The following is a 20,279-nucleotide window of genomic DNA, read 5'->3' as shown; positions in this document are numbered from 1 at the left end:
ATCAACGAGCGACATATAAAAGACAAGTAGAATTAACACAATAAATGCAATTAGGACAAAAACAAAGCAAGAATGGCTATTTCCTACAAAGCCATAAAGAAGGCTTTAACAAGTGTCACTGAAAATTCATGAATTCTTCATGATCACGTCAAGTTCAATGAACAGACTAGAGCCGTTTCAACTAAAACAATATGAGTAGAATTATGTTTAAAAGAGCAATTTTATGCTTAAGTTTAATTAGCTTGGTTGGTTGTAATGACGATGATAAAACTGAAAACACACCAACTACACCAGAATATCAACTACCTAAAATTTTAGTGATTGGGCACCGTGGCGCTAGCGCTTTACGTCCTGAACACACTTTAGCTTCATATCAAAAAGCCATTGATGATGGTGCAGATTTTATTGAACCAGATTTAGTGTCTACACAAGACGGTGTATTGGTTACTCGTCATGAAAATGAGATTGGCGGAACAACTAACGTAAGTACTTTAACTCAATTTGCAGACCGTAAAAAAACAAAAAATATTGATGGTAAAGACTTAACAGGTTGGTTTACAGAAGACTTCACTTTAAGTGAATTACAGCAACTTAAAGCGCGTGAACGTATTCCAGAGTTCCGACCTGCAAACACAGCTTATAATGACCTTTACCCTGTTCCAACTCTAGAACAAGTGATTGAGCTGGCTGAAGCAAATTATAAAAAAACAGGAAAAATTATTGGTTTATATATTGAAACCAAACATCCGACTTACTTTAAAAATCATAATCTGGCAATGGAAGATACCCTTCTTAAAACACTAGCCAAATATGAATATACACGTGATATTGCACCTGTCTATCTACAGTCTTTTGAAGTAAGTAATTTAAAATATTTGAAAGATCAGCTCGACCTTCATAAAACCATTAAACACGCACAAATCATTCAATTATATGATGCTAAAACCTCTCAACCAGCCGACTTCATTGAATCTGGTGAAACTAAAACTTATGCAGATTTAGCCACAGCACAAAGCTTAAAAGACGTAGCTAAATATGCAAACGGTGTAGGACCAAGTAAAGGGTATATTCTAAACTTTAATGACAATGGCTCGGTTCAAACGACTTCGTTTATTTCTGATGCTCATGCAGTAGGTTTAAAAGTACATCCTTATACTTTCCGTCCAGAAAATAATTTCTTACCAACGCCTTTAAAATGTAGTCAAGATAAACCAGCTGAACGCTGCCCAACTGGTGCTTTAAAAGAGTTTGAAGCCTATTTCAAAGCAGGTGTTGATGGGGTCTTTACAGATGACCCAGCACTTGGCCGTGAAGCCGTTATTAATTATGAAAAATCCGCAAAATAATTAAAGTTTTTAATAAAAAACAGGGCAATAAATGCCCTGTTTTTTTATTTCTCTACGACATTATCAAAATAGAGAGGAATCCACTGATATTGCTCAGCGTTTACTTTATAAACATGACCAATGCCTGGGAATGGTAAATGTGGTGCCGCGACCCATTGCTGTTTATTTGAAATTTCAGCGAACATTTTCAAACGGGTATTAATCGCCTGCTCAGAATTCACATCAAAATCCACACCAGTTTTTGGAGCATCAAACTGCAAAGAATGTGAGTGAACAATGTCTCCAACAAAAATAATTTGCTGATCATTACTCTTTAAGCGAAAGCTATGATGGCCAGGTGTGTGACCGCGCGTATCGATCACTTCAAAACCTTGAATAACATCGCCATCTTTAAATGTCTTGAATGCTTTTTTTGCTTGATATGGAGCAAGAGCAGTTTTTATGTTTTTCACAGTACCTAAATAGTTTTGCTTTTTATCTGCTGGCACTGTTTTTTCAGAAGCTGGATTTAACCAATAATCAGCTTCACGTTCATGTGCATAAACGGTTGCATTTGGAAATACAGCTTTCCCATTTTGAGCAATTCCGCATACATGGTCTGGATGTAAATGTGTGAGCAATACCGTTTTTACATTAGCAAGTTGATAACCTGCCAATTCAATATTTTTTGCAATCGAACCAAGTTGTGGGCCAAAACAACTTGCTGCACCACTATCGACAAGCGTTAAACTTTTACCATCATCTACTAAAAATGCATTAACCGAAGTCTGAATCCCCTTCTCATTCACAGCAGCATATTTAGTTAATATTTTAGTTTTCTGAGTCTGATTTAAATTTTTAAACAAATTAGGATTTAGATAAATTGTGCCGTCAAGTAAAGAAGTCACACGATATTTGCCAAATTGATGCTTATAGTATCCAGGTACTTGCTGGGTAGGAGTTTGCTCGGCATACGCAGCATGCATGCTACAAAATGCAAGACCCAAAGCTACACATAATTTTTTCATCTCTTCTTCTCTATTCAGTTATAAAGTCAAAATCTTTAAAAAAGATTTAATAATTTTTTAAGGCCCAAATTATATAATGCATGAAATGTGTCAGAAATATAAGTAAATGAATAGCTATTCTCCTTATAAGGGCAAAACAGGCCTTAAGCGTATATTAAATGCAACGGGCTACTCGATTTCCGGATTTAAAGCAGCATATAAAAATGAAGCAGCTTTCCGTCAAATTGTTTTGATTAATCTTATTTTAATTCCTGTCAGTCTTTTTCTTGATGTAACCCGCAGTGAACATGTCTTACTTATTATCGTATGTTTATTTACAATGATCGTTGAACTGTTCAATTCGGCTATTGAAGCAGTCGTTGATCGAGTTTCTCTTGAAAAACATCAGCTTTCTAAAAATGCTAAAGATATGGGAAGTGCGGCTCAATTTGTTGCACTTTCTATCATTGCCATTACATGGTTGTTCATTTTATTAGGATAAAAAAAACCATGCTTATAAGTAAATAAGCATGGCTGTAACAAAGAGGAACTTCTAGCTGCTGTTCCTGTTTTTTAATATAAGTGATTGAACTTAACTATTTCTTAAAATCACGTAGAAATAAAAAAATCCCTGCATAAGCAGGGATTTTTTTAGTTTAAGCGTTGATGTGTTATTACATCATGCCGCCCATACCACCCATACCGCCCATATCTGGAACAGCTGGTTTATCTTCTGGAATGTCAGTAATCATACATTCTGTAGTTAACATTAAACCAGCTACAGAAGCAGCGTGTTCAAGTGCAGAACGAGTTACTTTAGCAGGGTCAAGAATACCCATTTCTAACATATCGCCATATTCGCCAGTTGCAGCGTTATAACCGAAGTTACCTTCACCACCTTTAACTGCATTGATAACTACAGATGGTTCATCACCAGCGTTCGCAACAATTTGACGAAGTGGAGCTTCGATCGCACGGCGTAAAATATTAATACCCGCTGTTTGATCTTCGTTAGCACCTTTTAGGTTGTCTAATACATTTACAGCACGTACTAGCGCAACACCACCACCAGCAACCACACCTTCTTCAACTGCTGCACGAGTTGCATGAAGCGCGTCGTCTACGCGGTCTTTCTTCTCTTTCATTTCAACTTCAGTTGCCGCACCAATTTTAATTACAGCAACACCGCCTGCTAATTTAGCAACACGTTCTTGTAATTTTTCACGGTCGTATTCTGAAGAAGATTCTTCAATTTGAGCACGGATTTGCTGAACACGCTCAGCAATAGCAGCTGCATCACCAGCACCATCAACAATTACAGTGTTTTCTTTAGAAACAGTGATCTTGTGTGCAGTACCTAAATCTTGAAGAGTTGCTTGTTCTAAAGACATACCAACTTCTTCAGAAATAACAGTTGCGCCAGTCAAGATTGCGATGTCTTGAAGCATTGCTTTACGACGGTCACCAAAACCAGGAGCTTTAACAGCACATACTTTGATAATACCGCGCATGTTGTTTACAACAAGTGTAGCAAGTGCTTCGCCTTCAACATCTTCAGCGATGATAAGAAGTGGTTTACCAGTTTTCGCAACAGCTTCTAAAACAGAAATCAATTCACGAATGTTACCGATTTTTTTATCAACAAGAAGGATGAACGGGTTTTCAAGCTCAGCCGTTAAAGTATCTTGCTTGTTTGCAAAGTACGGAGAGATATAACCACGGTCAAACTGCATACCTTCTACAACGTCTAATGCGTCTTCGAAGCCAGAACCTTCTTCTACAGTGATTACGCCTTCTTTTCCTACTTTTTCCATCGCTTGAGCGATAAGTTTACCAACAGTAGTATCAGAGTTAGCAGAGATAGAACCAACTTGTTCGATCGCTTTAAAATCATCAGCAGGTTTTGCATTTGAACGGATATTTTCAACTACAGTTCTTACTGCGATATCGATACCACGTTTTAAATCCATTGGGTTCATACCTGCAGTTACAGATTTGATCCCTTCATTTAAAATTGCTTGAGCAAGTACAGTTGCAGTTGTAGTACCGTCACCAGCGATATCGTTAGTTTTGCTAGAAACTTCACGAACAAGTTGAGCACCCATGTTTTCAAACTTGTCTTTTAATGAAATTTCTTTAGCAACAGTTACGCCGTCTTTAGTGATGTGCGGAGCGCCGAAAGAACGGTCAATCACTACGTTACGACCTTTAGGACCTAAAGTCACTTTAACCGCATCTGCAAGTACGTTTACGCCTGCAATCATTTTTGAGCGAGCTGAATCACCAAATTTTACGTCTTTAGCTGACATATTAAACTCCGAATCTTTTTAAATACTGAATCTGATAATGAATTGAGTTATGGATTGATTAGCCTTCCAACACAGCTAAAATATCTGACTCTTTCATGATTAAGAGTTCTTCACCACTTACTTTCACTGTTGTACCTGCATAAGTACCAAACAATACTTTGTCACCAACTTTAACATCCAAAGCACGTACGCCATTCTCAGTGATTTGACCATTACCTACTGCAATTACTTCACCTTGAGATGGTTTTTCAGCAGCAGAACCTGGAAGTAAAATACCGCCAGCAGTTTTGGTTTCTTCTTCTACGCGACGAATTACAACGCGATCATGTAATGGACGAATGTTGCTCATAATTAACTCCATCAGACTAAGTCTTTTTGATTAATCGTTATTGCTTTAATCCAGAGCAATAACAAAATATTTAGATGTCACTTTTGTGGGGATGAAAAAAAAGGCTTCAAGGGGAAAATGAAAAAAAACTTATCTTTTTTGGTCATTTTTTAACAGGTTGTGAAGAGTTTTTATTAAAATTAAAGCACAAAATAAAAGAGGCTATTTTCATAGCCTCTTTTATAAAGATAAATATCAATGTTAAACAAAGAGTTGCTGGTTATTCAACAATTCATCTAATGTTGTATTTACCTGATTTAAAGTAATCAATGAAATACTACTAAACATTGTACCTTCACCATCTCGGTCAAGACTAATAGTCGTGTTTCCAGCATCTTGCTCTACAGTAATAAATTTAGCTAATGTGCTCACATCTTTAGAATAGTCAATTAATAGTTCACTTAAATCAATTTTATCTGCTTGAGTATTGGTTCTTACATCACCCAAAGTAAAATCTAACACCGTATCATGTCCATTTCCGCCAGTTGCATCTTGGCTATTTAGCAATTGGAACAGTATGGAATCAGTACCTTCATTCGTCATATAGGTATCGTTACCTTCACGCCCATTCAAAACGTTATTACCAGAGTTACCTGTTAAAAGATTATCTAAAGCATTGCCTGTTGCATTTAGATGAGCAGAACCAACCAACTCCAAGTCTTCAACATAACGACCACTTTCTAGACCTGTCGACCAATCAGAATATCCAACCAGACTATAACTCACAGAGCTAATTATTTTATCGTGTCCACCAAAATCAACATCTCGATAGCCAGATTCAATAAGTTGACTTTCCCAGTAACCGCTTTCTACGAAAACATCTTGATAGTGGCTAGTATCTACCCAAACATCTTCATAACGACTCAGATCAACATAAACGTCTTCATAATGACTAGTATCAACCCAGCCTTCTTCTGAACGTATATAGGTCAATTCATAACCTTCTTGCCATTGTCCATTCGCAAAATCATAATATTGTTGTTCATATCGACTATAATCGCTATCTGCCATGCCATTATCAATATAAGTTATACCATTCTGATTTTGATAAACATTTTGTACAGTTGAATAACCACTTGTGACCAATTGGGAATCATAATAACCATCAACAAACCATATCTGTTCGTAATGACCTTCAGTGACCCATTCTGGATATGTATAGCTATTATCAATCCAGACATCTTTATATATTGCATACGGCTCAACAATATATTCTTTAACAAAATCAATTATATGATCAACTATATAAGTATTATCAGCAGAATCACCTTTAAACTGATCAACAGTGATCGTATGTAAATCACTAATCGCTTTGCTGATAGTTTCACTACGATTTCCAGCACGATCAATAACAGTAAGATCAAATGACGTTGCATTCTCATACATATAAACAGAGAAAGTTCCATCAACCATAACTGTCGTACTTATTACAGAAGTTACAGAAGATTCTTGATCAGCAAAATGATATATAACTTCAAGGATAGCTCTACTTTCTGCATGTCCCGTGAGCTCTCCCAATCCATTTATGGCAAGTTGTGTGGCTACATTCGGTACTGTTGTATCATTCGTAGCAACAATCGTTGAGCCCACACTTATATTTTGATTGGCATCAACTACTTTTACTGTCAATGTTTCACCATGCCAATATTGTGACCATAATTGCACCCAGAAAGTACCACTACTTCCCACAGTAGTCTGACCAACTAAATTATTATTAGCATCGAAAATATTAACAGTTGAATATGCTTCAGCCTCCCCAGAAAGTATATTTCCTTCTTCCAATACAAGTTGTGTTGCTGCATTTGGCGCAACGATGTCTATCGGTGCCTTAATTTCTGTATAAACGCTTTGATACCCATTATGTTCCACAACAACACGTAAAGTTTGTCCATTCACCTGAGGTGAGTATAACTGGATATTAAAATATCCAGTTTCATCTACAGAACCACCGCCAATATAATTACTATACACATCAAAAATATGCATCTCACTATTTGGTGTAGCAGTTCCCTCAATGAAGAAACCATTTTCAGATAAAACAACATGATCTGCTGATGGTGGTGCATTAGTATCTGCAGTAAAAGTAAAATTAAATGGCGTACTTATATTTTTAGCTAAATCCGTTGCCGTGATAAATAATTGCTCTCCACGTAATACAGGTGGATACATACCAACATTGAAATATCCAGCTTCCTCCATTTGAAATTCTGCTCGTAAATCTCCATCCGCATCTATTACTTTAATAATTACTTTTGAATCAGCATGTCCAGTTATCTCATGACCGTCGTTACTAATCGCTACCTCATTAATCACTGGAGCAATATTGTCTAATGGCGCAATAAGTTCAGTGATTGGGCTGTATTGATATGTATTCTGGTCATAAACTCGAATTAGTAACGTCTGTCCATGTAGATAATAGCTATTTAACTTAATAGCAAAACTACCATCTTCATTAACTATACTGCTCCATTCTCCATTAATGATCTGACCATCAGTAGATGTGACAACAATCGTCATTCCTGCTGTCGCCTTACCTGTAAGAATATGGCCATTTACATCCAATTTTAGCTCTGTCGCAGCAATTGGTGAATTCGAAAATATAGGTACTAATTCATGAGCAACTTCACTTCGGTTGCCAGCAATATCTTTGACAACAATACTCAAATTTTGTGTTTGATATTGGCTCAGGTTGATCAATTGATAAAAGCGTCCATCATATCCAACATTAGCTATTGTGATAATTGCACCATATTGATCAATAATTTCAACAGTTGAGTTTGGTTCAGCTTCACCAAAAAGCAATCCATCTGAGGTTAAAGTAATATTTGAAGCAACTGGCGGTGAGACATCATCAATTAAAGCATTTTGTTTAACCTCAATACTTCGGTTACCTGCTATATCTACAACGATGAAAGTTAATTCCTCTCCATGTAAATAGACTTGATTAAAATAACCTGACACATTACCCGCACCATCTACATAACCAGAACCTATCACCTCACCCGCAGCATTTTTGACTTCAATCCGAGTATTTACTTCTGCTTGCGCCGTAAAGTTTTGACCGTGTGAGTCGAGCACAATATTTTCAATTGAGTTTGGTGCGATATCATCAATCAAAGCATTCTGCTTGACCTCTGTACTACGGTTCCCCGCTCGGTCAACGACAACAAAAGTGAGCTCTTCGCCATGTAAATAGACCTGATACAAGTAACCAGAAACATTACCCATGCCATCGGTTGAACCAGATCCTACAACCTCACCAACAGCATTTTTAACTTCGATTCGACTATCTGCTTCCGCTTGCGCTGTAAAGTTTTGACCATTTTCATTTAAGACGATGTTTTCAATCGGATTTGGTGCAATATCATCAATCAAAGCATTTTGCTTAAATTCAACACTTTGATTACCTGCTTTATCTATAACGATAAAAGTGAGTTCCTCACCTTTTAAATAAACCTGATTGAAATAGCCTGTCACATTACCAGTGCTATCTACATAACCATAACCGACAAACTCACCCGCAGCATTTTTGACACCAATAAAACTATTTGCTTCTGCTTGTGCCGTAAAGCTTTGACCATTTTCATTAAAGATAATATTTTCAATTGGATCTGGCGTAATGGTATCCACCAAAGCATTTAACTTAAGTTCGACACTGCGATTACCCACTCTATCTATGACAACGAAAGTTAATTCTTCTCCATGTAAATAGACTTGATAGAAGTAACCCGTCACATTACCAGTGCTATCGGTTGAACCAGACCCGATAATCTCACCTGCAGCATTTTTAACTTCGACCTGAGTATTTGCTTCTGCCTGTGCTATAAAATTTTGACCATTCGCATCAAATACAATATTTTTAATTTGGTTTGGAGCAACATTATCAAGTGGAGCCTTTACCGAAACAGCTTCACTCACATTTCCAGCTCGGTCTTTAACAATGACTGTAAATTCTTCACCATGTAAATTGTAATTACCTAGAGAAATGTTGAATGTACCATCAGCGTTTACACTCTGATTCCAGGTATTCACTTGCTGACCATTTTGGTCAAAAATCTGGATAATGGTATTTAACTCAGCTACACCAGAAAGGGAGGAACCATCTTCACTGAACGCGAGATTACTTGCAGCCATGGGAGCAATATCATCGAGCGGTGCTTTTACAGTAACCCCACCACTCATATTACCTGCTCGATCTGCTACAACCACTTTAAACTCTTCGCCATGCAAGTAGTTACTATCTAAAGAAATGTTAAATGTTCCATCCCAATTAACATTATTATTCCACTGATTTACCAATTGACCATTCTGATCAAATATTTGAATCGTAGCATTTGGCTCAGCCATACCAGTTAGATATGAACCATCTTCACTAAATATTAAATTAGTCGCATTTTCCGGTGCAGTATTATCAAGAAAGGCTGTTTGTTTTACTTCAACACTGCGATTGCCGGCTTGATCAATCACAACAAAAGTAAGTTCCTCACCTTTTAAATAAACTTGATTCAAGTAACCCGAGACGTTACCAGCACTATCTACATAACCAGTACCTACAACCTCACCTACAGCATTTTTAACTTCAACTTTGCTATTTGCTTCTGCTTGCGCTGTAAAGTTTTGACCATTTTCATTGAAAATGATGTTTTCAATCGGATTTGGTGCGATATCATCAATCAAGGCATTCTGCTTGACCTCTGTACTATGGTTCCCCGCTTTGTCAACTACAACAAAAGTGAGTTCTTCTCCATGTAAATGAACCTGATATAAGTAACCAGAAGCATTACCCATGCTATCGGTTGAACCAGATCCTATGACTTCACCAGCAGCATTTTTGACTTCAATTTGAGTGTTTGCTTCTGCCTGAGCTGTAAAGTTCTGTCCGTTCTCATCAAGTACAATATTTTCAATCGGATTTGGTGCAATATCATCAGTTAAAGCATTTTGCTTGATCTCTGTACTACGGTTACCAGCTCGGTCAACGACAACAAAAGTGAGTTCCTCACCATGTAAATAGACTTGATATAAATAACCTGACACATTACCAGCACCATCTACATAACCAGAACCTACGACCTCACCCACAGCATTTTTGACTTCAATTTGAGTGTTTGCTTCTGCTTGCGCCGTAAAGTTTTGACCGTTTGAGTCGAATACAATATTTTCAATCAGATTTGGTGCAATATCATCAGTTAAAGCATTCTGCTTAACTTCTGTACTACGGTTACCCGCTCGGTCAACGACAACAAAAGTAAGCTCTTCGCCATGTAAATAGACCTGATACAAGTGACCAAAAACATTGCCTGTACTATCTGCTGACCCATAACCTATGACATCACCATTGGCATTTTTAATTTCAATTTGGCTATTTGCTTCTGCCTGAGCGGTAAAGTTCTGACCATTAATATCTAATACAATATTTTCAATCGGATTTGGTGCGACATCGTCATTCAAAACACTCTGCTTGATCTCTGCACTACGGTTACCCGCTCGATCTATCACGATAAAAGTAAGTTCCTCACCATGTAAGTAAACTTGCGGGAAATAACCAAATACATTACCTAAGCTATCGGTATAACTAGTAGTAATCTTATTTCCATCCTGATCTAAGACATCAATAGAGCTTCCCGCTTCTGCCTGAGCTGTAAAGCTTTGGCCATCTTCGTTGAAGATGATATTTTCAATCGGGTTTGGTGCAATGGTATCAATTAAAGCATTTTGCTTAAATTCGACACTGCGGTTACCTGCTCGATCTATAACCACAAAAGTGAGTTCCTCACCATGTAAATAGATTTGATTGAAAAAGCCTGAGACATTACCAGCACTATCTGTAGAGCCCCAACCTGTCTGATTACCCAATGAATCAAAAACTTCGATCTGACTATTTGCTTCTGCTTGTGCTGTAAAGTTTTGACCGTTTGCATCAAGTAAAATATTTTTAATTGGATTTGGCGCAATATCATCAAATGGAGCTTTAATTGAAACAGCTTCACTCACATTTCCGGCTTGGTCTTTAACAGTGACCGTGAATGCCTCTCCATGTAAATTATTACTACCTAAGAAAATAGTAAATGTACCGTCAGAATTTATGCTGTTATTCCATATATTCACCAGCTGACCATTATGATCAAAAACCTGAATCGTAGTATTCAGTTCTGCTACACCCGTAAGATATGAACCATCTTCTGAGAAAACTAAATTGCTGGCTAGTGTAGGAGCAACAGTATCAGCGGTAATTACTGTATCAGTGCTTACTTGTCCACGAGCATCCTTAATTGATAAGAACAACTGCTCACCATCAACAAGAGGGCGATCAAGTTGGAGTTTAAAATAACTTGATCCATTCCAGCCATTATCTTCACCGACTTTAATTTCAGCTACGACTTCACCTTTGACATCTTTAACAATGAGAGTACTATTATTTTCAGCTTGTCCACTTATCACTCCATCTGAAGTAAAGCTATCTACATATGGGGCAAAAGCATAGTTAGGTGCCTGTATCTGAGCAGCTAAACTTACATTCCCATTTACATCTGTAGCCGTGACATACACTGTCTCAGCATTGGTTAAAAACATACCTAATTCTATCGAGAAGCTTCCACTCTCGTCGGTCCAGTTATTCCAAAACCATTTATTAAGAATGTTTCCTTGTCCATCTTTAACCAAAATTTCAGAGAAAGGTTCTGCATGACCATAAACTAAATCACCAGCATCATTGAAATTTAAATCTGTTGGAACAGGTGGAGGAGTCAGATCTACAATAATCTTCTGTTCAGGGCTCATTAGACCTTTATTATCAATAATTTGAACAGAAATTTGCTCTCCATCAATTAAAGGACGGTTTACACTCAAGCTAAAATGACTAAAGTCACTCCCACTATTGTCATCACCTAATGTAACTTTTCCTAATTCATTGCCCTCAGCATCACGCACAATTACCGTACTATTATCTTCAGCAACCCCAGAAATTAAGCCTTCTTGTGTAATACGTTCAACATGTGGAATATAAGCAAAGTTTGGAACTTCAATTAGTGTTTCACTCGTATTTTGATTTTTATCCACTACTTGTACGGTAACCGATTCGCCTTCTTTTAAAAACTGGAACACATGTAAACTTGCAATACCTTGCTCATCTGTAACACCGTTAGCAATTAAATTGCCCTCTCCAGAAAATGCACGAATAAAGCTGTTCGGCTCATTAATATGTACTGATAAAGTTTCACCACTGATATCAAATTGTGGAGTTTCTAAAAATACTGCGGGCGTATAGTCTGCGGTAATATATTGTGGATGGCCTGAAATATTATCTTTATCTGTAGAAATAATAATTTGAGTGCCTTCCTCCAAAGGTTGGTCGAGAGACAAAGTAAATGGTCTGACTTCACCTAATGCCATTACACTAAAAGGCGTAATACCTGAGCCCTCAAATGCAATGGAGTTAAACTCTTGTAGAATATTTCCATTCTGATCTTTTACAATAAAATGACTACCTTCAGTCGCATAACCAGTGATCACACCTTCTGGACTAATTCGTAAAATACTAAGAGCTGGAACTTCAGTAACTAGTCCAATTGATGAGTTTTCGCTGCTGTATCCATTATAAGTAGCGACAGCATAAACTTCTTGATTAGTACTAATAGAAAGGTCTTGTAAAGTAAATTTACCCTCTTCATTGACTATTGTAGTTGCAAGCCAATCACCATTTTTATTGTAGATATCGACCTTGCTTCCTTTATATGCACTACCTGAAATGATAGCTCCATCTATATTGTTGAAAGTTAGTGAATCTAGGATTGGTGAATTTGGAGTATGATCTACATTATAATTTTGGGTCTGTTTAATAATTGCTGTATTACCAGCTTGATCAGTAAGACTAATATCAATTGATATATTGGTTTGTGACTCTTCTGACCACAGAAACTCTGCTGGAATTTCAGCAACCCATTCTTGGGTCACTTCATCAAATTGAAAATTATAAACAGCATTGTTTAATGTCGTATTTACTAAAGTCAGTGAACTATTTAAATCTGTTGGTAGATTATCTACTTCAAGTCTTATTGAAATAACTTGATTTTTTTCAACTAGACTTATTGTATTGTCTTCGGTAATCGGCTTTACAGTTACTGCAATTGCTTCAACATTTAAAGAATTATCCACAACTACCTTTTGTATAGCAGTTTCTGATGTGTTACCTGCAAGGTCTGTCACTACAGCTTTGTATTGATAAACACCATCAGCTAAATCTTTTTGATTTACTGTTGTTTCTTGCCAAGTCTTTCCTTCATCTTTCGATATCCAGTAAGTGATGTGGCTATTCTCTTCTTGTCCACTAATCTTTAAATCAAACGTTTTATCTTGCGTAATCTGATCAGTTGCTGAGACGCCTGTATCGCTCAAATCAGATAAAGTCAGTTCACCTGCTTTTGGTGCTGTAGTATCCACAACGACTTTTTGTATAGCAGTTTCTGAGGTATTACCTGCAACGTCTGTTAATACAACTTTGTAAAGATAACTTCCATCCGCTAAATCTTTTTGAGTTACTGTTGTTTCCTGCCACGTCTTACCATCATCTTTCGATATCCAGTAAGTGATGTGGCTATTCTCTTCTTGTCCACTAATCTTTAAATCAAACGTTTTATCTTGCGTAATCTGATCAGTCGCTGAAACACCTGTATCACTCAAATCAGATAAAGTGAGTTCACCTGCTTTTGGTGCTGTGGTATCCACAACGACTTTTTGTATAGCAGTTTCCGAAGCGTTTCCAGCTCGGTCTGTTACTACAGCTTTATATTGATAAACACCATCAGCTAAATCTTTTTGAGCTACTGTTGTTTCTTGCCATGTCTTACCATCATCAGTAGAAACTAAATACGTTACTCGGCTGCCACTTTCCTGACCTTCAACCTTTAAATTAAAGTTTTTATCTTGAGTGATCTGGTCTGTTGTTGATGCCCCAGAATCTAAAAGATTTTTGAGAATCAAATTACCTGGCTCAGGAGGTGTCGTATCTTTAGGATCTTTCCGTGACAATAAAGCAATTGTTCCTGCACCAGCTAAAGCACTGACTATTCCAGACCAGAGAGGTACAGAAGATGAAGAGTCTATAAACTTTGATGCATCTTTTACTTCTAAATAATTAACAGTAGTCTGTCCGGTAGCATCTTCACCTAAACTGGCAGTCCAATAACTTTGCCCTTCATTTAAAAGAATTTGCGGATTTTCGCTAATAAAATAGTTTTCTAAAATAATTTCAGTTCCATCTTTTAGATGAATAATTGCATTATTTCCCTCTCTTGTTATTGAGGCAATTTTTTCTGGACTTATATCAAGCTTTGCGATTTCTTTAGGATCTACTATAATATTTTTTTTCTGGCCTACATCAATATCAACTATATTATTTTTTGAAGCATTATTTGCCATTAATGATACTTGTACCATTTTTCCACCATGAAATTTTAAATAATTATTAAGTTTTTCTAAAATATTAAGTAAATAGATACTCATTTTATAAAATATTATTAAATTTCATAAAATACTAAAACCCTTATTATAGCTAGTTAAAAACACGGCTTTTTATATAGTTAAAATTTTTATGTATTCATTCATATTATTTTTAAAACGATAAAACATTTAAAATGTTTTCCTATTCCCCATATATAGAATTTAAAGCTTAGGCATTGTAATGGATAAAATTTTATCAATCTACTCTTAAGTTAAATGTCTTATATAATTTTTATAAATTAAATTAATTGAAAAATCTTCAAATCGTAATTAAACCAATAATGATCAATTTTCCCTTCATTTGAAATGACATTAAAACTATTTGGAACATGATAATGCAAACGGCTAGATGTCGCTGTTCCTGCATGAATATCATAAATAGGATGATCTATTTCTAATTGATAAATCTGCGTCAAATCATATATAGCCGTTTTATGTAGATGCCCATGTAACATACCAAATAGCCCTGTTCTACTCCATTTCTCAAGAGCCATTTTCCCCAATACAGGACAATCTTTAATACCATGTTCGTCATCAGGTGGAGTATAAAAAGGCTGATGAAAAACCACTAATTTGATTTTATTCTCTGGCCCTTGTTTTAAGCGCTCATATGTCGTTTGAATTTGCTCAATAGAAATATGTCCACGAGTATGATAACGGCGGCGTATACTATTTACGCCAACGATATAAAAATGTTCAGTTTCTAAAGTCGGTTCAAGCTGACCAAAGAAATATTGATAGCGGGTAAATGGAGAAAAAAAACGGTTCCAGACATGATACAAAGGAATATCGTGATTACCTGGCACAATAAGATAAGGAATATTAAGACTATCTAAAAATTGACGACAATTATAAAACTGTTTATATCTGGCTCGCTGAGTAATATCCCCACTCACTACAATAACTTCAGGTCTTTGTTCGGTACAAAAAAGCCGAATCGCATCTAAACAGGCTTCGATTTCTGTTCCAAAATGCAAATCAGACAGATGTAATAACATTTGGCACCATAATATTTAAAGCATTTTTTTCTACAGTGAAATTTAATGGTGTTTTTATCTCTAATATTTCACCATCTAAAGCTACTGTAAGTTTCGATTTTTTTGCACAATCAACGATGACATGATCAGCACAAAAACTATAAACATCTTTTGTCTCTTCAACTTTGCCCTGAATCCATTGCCAAAGCATATGTAATAAACTAAGCCTATCACTTTTTGTAATGACCACTCCAGCAACTCTCCCCTGTGCAGCACATTCAGCAATTCTTAATTTCATATCACATAGTTGCAGTTGATTATTACCAAAGAAAATTAGAGGTGTTTTGACTGGATATTTTTTTCCATCAACCGTGACTGAAAGCTTCATTGATTTATTTTCTCTTAATAAAACATCCAAAGCCGAGGTATAGGCATGTAAAGGTAAACGTCCTAAATATTTATTGTAGAGCTCACGTTTTTTTATAAATAATGGATAAAGGCCTAGGCTCGCATTATTCAAATAAATATGATCGTTAATAGTCGCAATATGTACAGAACGTGGTGTACCTGTAGCGATGACTTCAGCCGCCTCTAACAAATCTAAAGGAATATCTAAAACTTTAGCGACGTAATTAAAAGTCCCCAAAGGTAAAATTCCCATAGGAATATTGGTATGTCGAAGTTTTGACGCTACCGCATTTAGCGTTCCATCCCCACCCGCTGCCACAACAACGCCTAAATTTGCGTTTTGACTATGCCGATGAATCACTTGATTCATTAAATCATCAAATGAAACATCTTCCGCTAATTCAAAAACTTGTATTTCAAAACCAAATTCGGTGAGTACAGTCATTAATTGTTCATACATATCTTCATGTTTCGAAGCATGAAAACCCGATTTCTGGTTATAGATGATGGAGAGAGGTTTTAAAGTCCGCATTTTTATTATCTTAAAGAGGATTCACCTTGTATTTTGTATAGAAAATCGCCTAATAAAAGTCTCTTTATGTAAATTTCGAATGATGATCATTTGTTTAATCAATAATAATTCTCAAGAAAAATTTAAACATCAAGTTATTGATTTTAAAAAAAATAAATAATATAAATAACACACATACAACATAAAAATGTAAAGAATAAAATACATCAAAAAACAATAAACATATGATTTAAATTAAAAAAAATAAAAAATCAAAATATCTATTTCTTATTCTTTAGTCTTATTTTTTTTATGAATTTGTGCTTTAATACAGCCACTTTTTTATTTGATCTTTCATTGTACCTCAATGAATGACTTGTACGTTGTACATATTTTGAATAGGCCTCACCATGACCACAGTGAACGCACCAGAATTCGTTCGTCATCCTAAGCTTATCGCATGGGTTGAAGAAATTGCAAACTTAACCAAACCAGCAAAAATCGAATGGTGTGACGGAAGCGAAGAAGAGTATCAACGTCTAATCGACTTGATGATCGCTAACGGCACCATGCAGAAATTAAACCAAGAAAAACATCCTGGTTCTTATCTTGCAAATTCTGATCCATCTGATGTTGCGCGTGTTGAAGATCGTACTTACATTTGCTCTCAAAAGAAAGAAGATGCTGGTGCGACAAACAACTGGGAAGAACCAGCTGTTATGCGTGAAAAGTTAAATGGTTTGTTCGAGGGATCAATGGAAGGTCGTACAATGTACGTTGTACCTTTCTCTATGGGTCCACTTGGAAGCCATATTGCTCATATCGGTATTGAGTTAACTGACTCTCCTTACGTTGCTGTTAGCATGCGCAAAATGGCGCGTATGGGTAAAGCAGTTTATGACGTGTTAGGTACAGACGGCGAATTTATTCCTTGTATTCATACCGTAGGTGCTCCACTTGCTGAAGGGCAAAAAGACGTTGCATGGCCTTGTAACCCTGAAAAATACATCGTTCATTACCCAGAAACTCGTGAAATCTGGTCTTACGGTTCTGGTTATGGCGGTAACGCATTACTTGGTAAAAAATGTTTAGCACTTCGTATCGCTTCTGTTATGGGTCGCGAACAAGGTTGGTTAGCTGAACATATGCTTATTCTTGGTGTGACTAACCCACAAGGTGAAAAACACTATATCGCTGCAGCATTCCCGTCTGCATGTGGTAAAACAAACTTCGCAATGTTAATTCCACCAGCAGGCTATGAAGGCTGGAAAATTGAGACTGTAGGTGACGATATTGCTTGGATCAAACCAGGTGAAGATGGTCGTCTATACGCAATCAATCCAGAAGCTGGCTTCTTTGGTGTTGCGCCTGGTACAAATACCAAAACTAACCCTAACTGTATGGCAACTCTTCACAAAGATGTTATCTATACAAACGTTGCGGTAACTAACGACGGTCAAGTATGGTGGGAAGGTCTTTCTAAAGAAATTCCGACTAACTTAACTAACTGGAAAGGTCAACCTCACGTAAATGGTGAAAAAGCTGCTCATCCAAATGCGCGCTTCACTGTTGCTGCTGGTCAATGCCCTTCTATCGATGCTGACTGGGAAAATCCAGCAGGTGTTCCAATTTCTGCATTTATCTTCGGTGGTCGCCGTGCAGATACGGTTCCTTTAGTTTCTGAAGCTTTTGATTGGGTTGATGGCGTTTACAAAGCTGCAACTATGGGTTCTGAAACTACTGCTGCTGCTGTTGGTCAACAAGGTATCGTTCGTCGTGACCCATTCGCGATGCTTCCATTTGCTGGCTACAACATGGCTGACTACTTCGACCACTGGTTAAGCCTTGGTCAAGAAGTAAGTACAAAAGCTGAAGCTGCTGGTAATAAATTACCAAAAATCTTCAACGTAAACTGGTTCCGTCGTGATGCTGAAGGCAACTTCGTATGGCCTGGTTTCGGTCAAAACATGCGTGTTCTTGAGTGGATTATTGACCGTTGTGAAAGTCGTGCAAATGCTGTTGAAACACCAATTGGTCTAGTTCCAACTTACGATGACTTGAACTGGGAAGGTACTGATTTCTCTAGAGAAGAATTTGACCTTATCACAGCTCAAAATAAAGATCAGTGGGTTACTGAAATTGAAAGCCACACTGAGTTATTCAATAAACTTGGTGAACGCTTACCAAAAGCATTAAAAGAACGTCAAACAGCTTTACTCGAAGCTGTAAAAACTGGCTTCTAATTGCTAAATATAAAAAAGGTCGCCATGTGCGGCCTTTTTTATTATGCAGCATCATCTTTTTGTCGGCGTCCAGCCAAATAGCTTTCCAAATTTTTTACTTGTTTTTCATCAAATGCCAAACCTAACTTAGTTCTACGCCACAATATATCTTCTGCCGTACTTGCCCATTCATTCTCACATAAATACTGAACTTCAGATTCAAATAAACCATGACCAAAATCTTGTCCTAACGGCTCAAGAGCTTTTCGTTCATGCAAAATATTCCAAATTCTAGAGCCATAGGCATTTGCCCAGCGCGTAGCAAGTTGCTCGGTTACTCCTTCCACTTGGTTTTGAATCTTTAGAACTAAATCTTCAAGTGTGGTCCAATTCTCAGCTCCAGGTAATACTTCATTTGCAGTCCACTCCTCTCCCATATCTGTAAAAAACGGACTAAGTTCCTCTAGGGCAGATTCCGCTAATTTCCGATAGGTTGTAATTTTTCCACCAAATACGGACAGCAAGGGAGTTGTTTTGTCTTCCACTTGCAGTGCCACAGTATAGTCACGTGTAACTGCCGAAGGATTATCTGACTCATCATCACATAACGCTCGGACTCCAGAAAACTGACTGACGATATCTGCACGAGTAAGCTGCTTTTTAAAATGTGAATTTGTCACTGTTAAAAGGTAATCAATTTCTACATCGGTAATCTCTACCTTTTGTGGGTCATCTAAATATTCCTGATCTGTCGTACCAATTAATGTGTATTTTTCTAAATAAGGAATGGCAAACACGATCCGTCGGTCTTCATTTTGCATGATAAAAGCTTTATGGCAATCATAGAGTTTAGGCACAACAATATGACTTCCTTGAATCAGGCGAATTTGATATGGCGATTTTAATTGTAGGTTTTCACTAATAATTTCTTCAACCCAAGGGCCTGCTGCATTCACTAAGGCTTTTGCACGTATTTGATAAAACTCAGCCCCGCTTTGTAGTTCCAAATGCCATAGTTCTTGTTGTCTATAAGCCTTAATACATCTTGTCCGTGTTACAACTTGGGCACCATTCTCTTTGGCTTGTAGTGCATTTAACACAACAAGACGTGCATCATCTACAGTACAGTCAGAATATTCAAAGCCACGCGTTATAGCAGGTTTTAGGGGGCTATCTTCTTTGAAATAAATAAGATTTGACCCTAATAATTTTTCTCGTTTTCCTAAATGATCATAAAAAAATAGGCCTGCCCGAATTAACCATGCAGGACGCAAATGTGGTCGATGAGGCATAATAAAACGCATTGGCTTAATAATATGTGGAGCTTTAGCCAACAAGACTTCACGCTCTGCCAAAGCTTCTCTAACCAATCGAAATTCTTTATGTTCTAAATAGCGCAAACCACCGTGAATTAATTTACTGCTCGCAGATGAGGTATGGCTAGCTAAATCGTCTTTTTCACATAAAAATACCGATAAGCCACGGCCTGCTGCATCATTAGCAATACCGACGCCATTAATACCACCACCAATCACGGCAATGTCATATATTTTTGAATAATCATTCGCTTGTACTGTCATTTCTCATTTTCTTTTTATTGTTTATCTTATTAAAAATTAAAACATCAAATGGAT

The 20,279-nt window shown here is 36.9% G+C and carries 10 protein-coding genes; 3 read left to right on the top strand and 7 right to left on the bottom strand.

Annotated elements, in window-relative coordinates; translation table 11 throughout:
* The first annotated feature begins 203 nt into the window (after positions 1-203).
* Entirely contained in the window at positions 204-1,346 is a 1,143-nt protein-coding gene (locus tag MMY79_RS04210; RefSeq protein ID WP_252612223.1) for a glycerophosphodiester phosphodiesterase, read from the top strand.
* Between the two features lie 44 nt (positions 1,347-1,390).
* On the opposite strand, the gene MMY79_RS04205 is transcribed toward MMY79_RS04210, so the two are convergent.
* Positions 1,391-2,353 (bottom strand): MBL fold metallo-hydrolase, encoded by a 963-nt coding sequence (locus MMY79_RS04205; RefSeq protein ID WP_191899764.1) that lies wholly within the window; start codon positions 2,351-2,353, stop codon positions 1,391-1,393.
* A 106-nt stretch (positions 2,354-2,459) separates the two neighbouring features.
* Between MMY79_RS04205 and MMY79_RS04200 the strand changes: the two genes are divergently transcribed.
* Positions 2,460-2,834 (top strand): diacylglycerol kinase, encoded by a 375-nt coding sequence (locus MMY79_RS04200; RefSeq protein ID WP_252612221.1) that lies wholly within the window; start codon positions 2,460-2,462, stop codon positions 2,832-2,834.
* A 172-nt stretch (positions 2,835-3,006) separates the two neighbouring features.
* Here the strand turns inward: MMY79_RS04200 and groL are convergent, their stop codons facing one another.
* The 5 genes from groL to MMY79_RS04175 all read right to left on the bottom strand — a co-directional run bounded on the left by groL (position 3,007) and on the right by MMY79_RS04175 (position 16,444).
* A complete protein-coding gene (gene groL / locus MMY79_RS04195) occupies positions 3,007-4,641 on the bottom strand; it encodes a chaperonin GroEL (protein WP_192833999.1) in 1,635 nt (544 codons plus the stop codon).
* Between the two features lie 58 nt (positions 4,642-4,699).
* A complete protein-coding gene (locus MMY79_RS04190) occupies positions 4,700-4,990 on the bottom strand; it encodes a co-chaperone GroES (RefSeq protein WP_002120604.1) in 291 nt (96 codons plus the stop codon).
* Between the two features lie 240 nt (positions 4,991-5,230).
* Positions 5,231-14,464 (bottom strand): Ig-like domain-containing protein, encoded by a 9,234-nt coding sequence (locus MMY79_RS04185; protein ID WP_252612220.1) that lies wholly within the window; start codon positions 14,462-14,464, stop codon positions 5,231-5,233.
* Between the two features lie 302 nt (positions 14,465-14,766).
* A complete protein-coding gene (locus MMY79_RS04180; protein WP_252612219.1) occupies positions 14,767-15,525 on the bottom strand; it encodes a metallophosphoesterase family protein in 759 nt (252 codons plus the stop codon).
* Positions 15,506-16,444, bottom strand: a complete 939-nt coding sequence (locus MMY79_RS04175; RefSeq protein WP_252612218.1) for a diacylglycerol kinase family protein — start codon at positions 16,442-16,444, stop codon at positions 15,506-15,508. The genes MMY79_RS04180 and MMY79_RS04175 overlap by 20 nt, the downstream gene beginning before the upstream one ends.
* 389 nt (positions 16,445-16,833) lie before the next feature.
* On the opposite strand from MMY79_RS04175, the gene MMY79_RS04170 reads away from it, so the two are divergent.
* A complete protein-coding gene (locus tag MMY79_RS04170) occupies positions 16,834-18,666 on the top strand; it encodes a phosphoenolpyruvate carboxykinase (GTP) (RefSeq protein ID WP_252612217.1) in 1,833 nt (610 codons plus the stop codon).
* Between the two features lie 41 nt (positions 18,667-18,707).
* Here the strand turns inward: MMY79_RS04170 and glpD are convergent, their stop codons facing one another.
* A complete protein-coding gene (glpD, locus tag MMY79_RS04165) occupies positions 18,708-20,225 on the bottom strand; it encodes a glycerol-3-phosphate dehydrogenase (protein WP_252612216.1) in 1,518 nt (505 codons plus the stop codon).
* Between the last annotated feature and the right edge of the window lie 54 nt (positions 20,226-20,279).

Origin of the sequence: Acinetobacter sp. XS-4 (assembly GCF_023920705.1) — a bacterium.
In the GTDB taxonomy this organism is placed as follows: domain Bacteria; phylum Pseudomonadota; class Gammaproteobacteria; order Pseudomonadales; family Moraxellaceae; genus Acinetobacter.
This window is presented reverse-complemented; position numbering and strand designations above follow the sequence as displayed.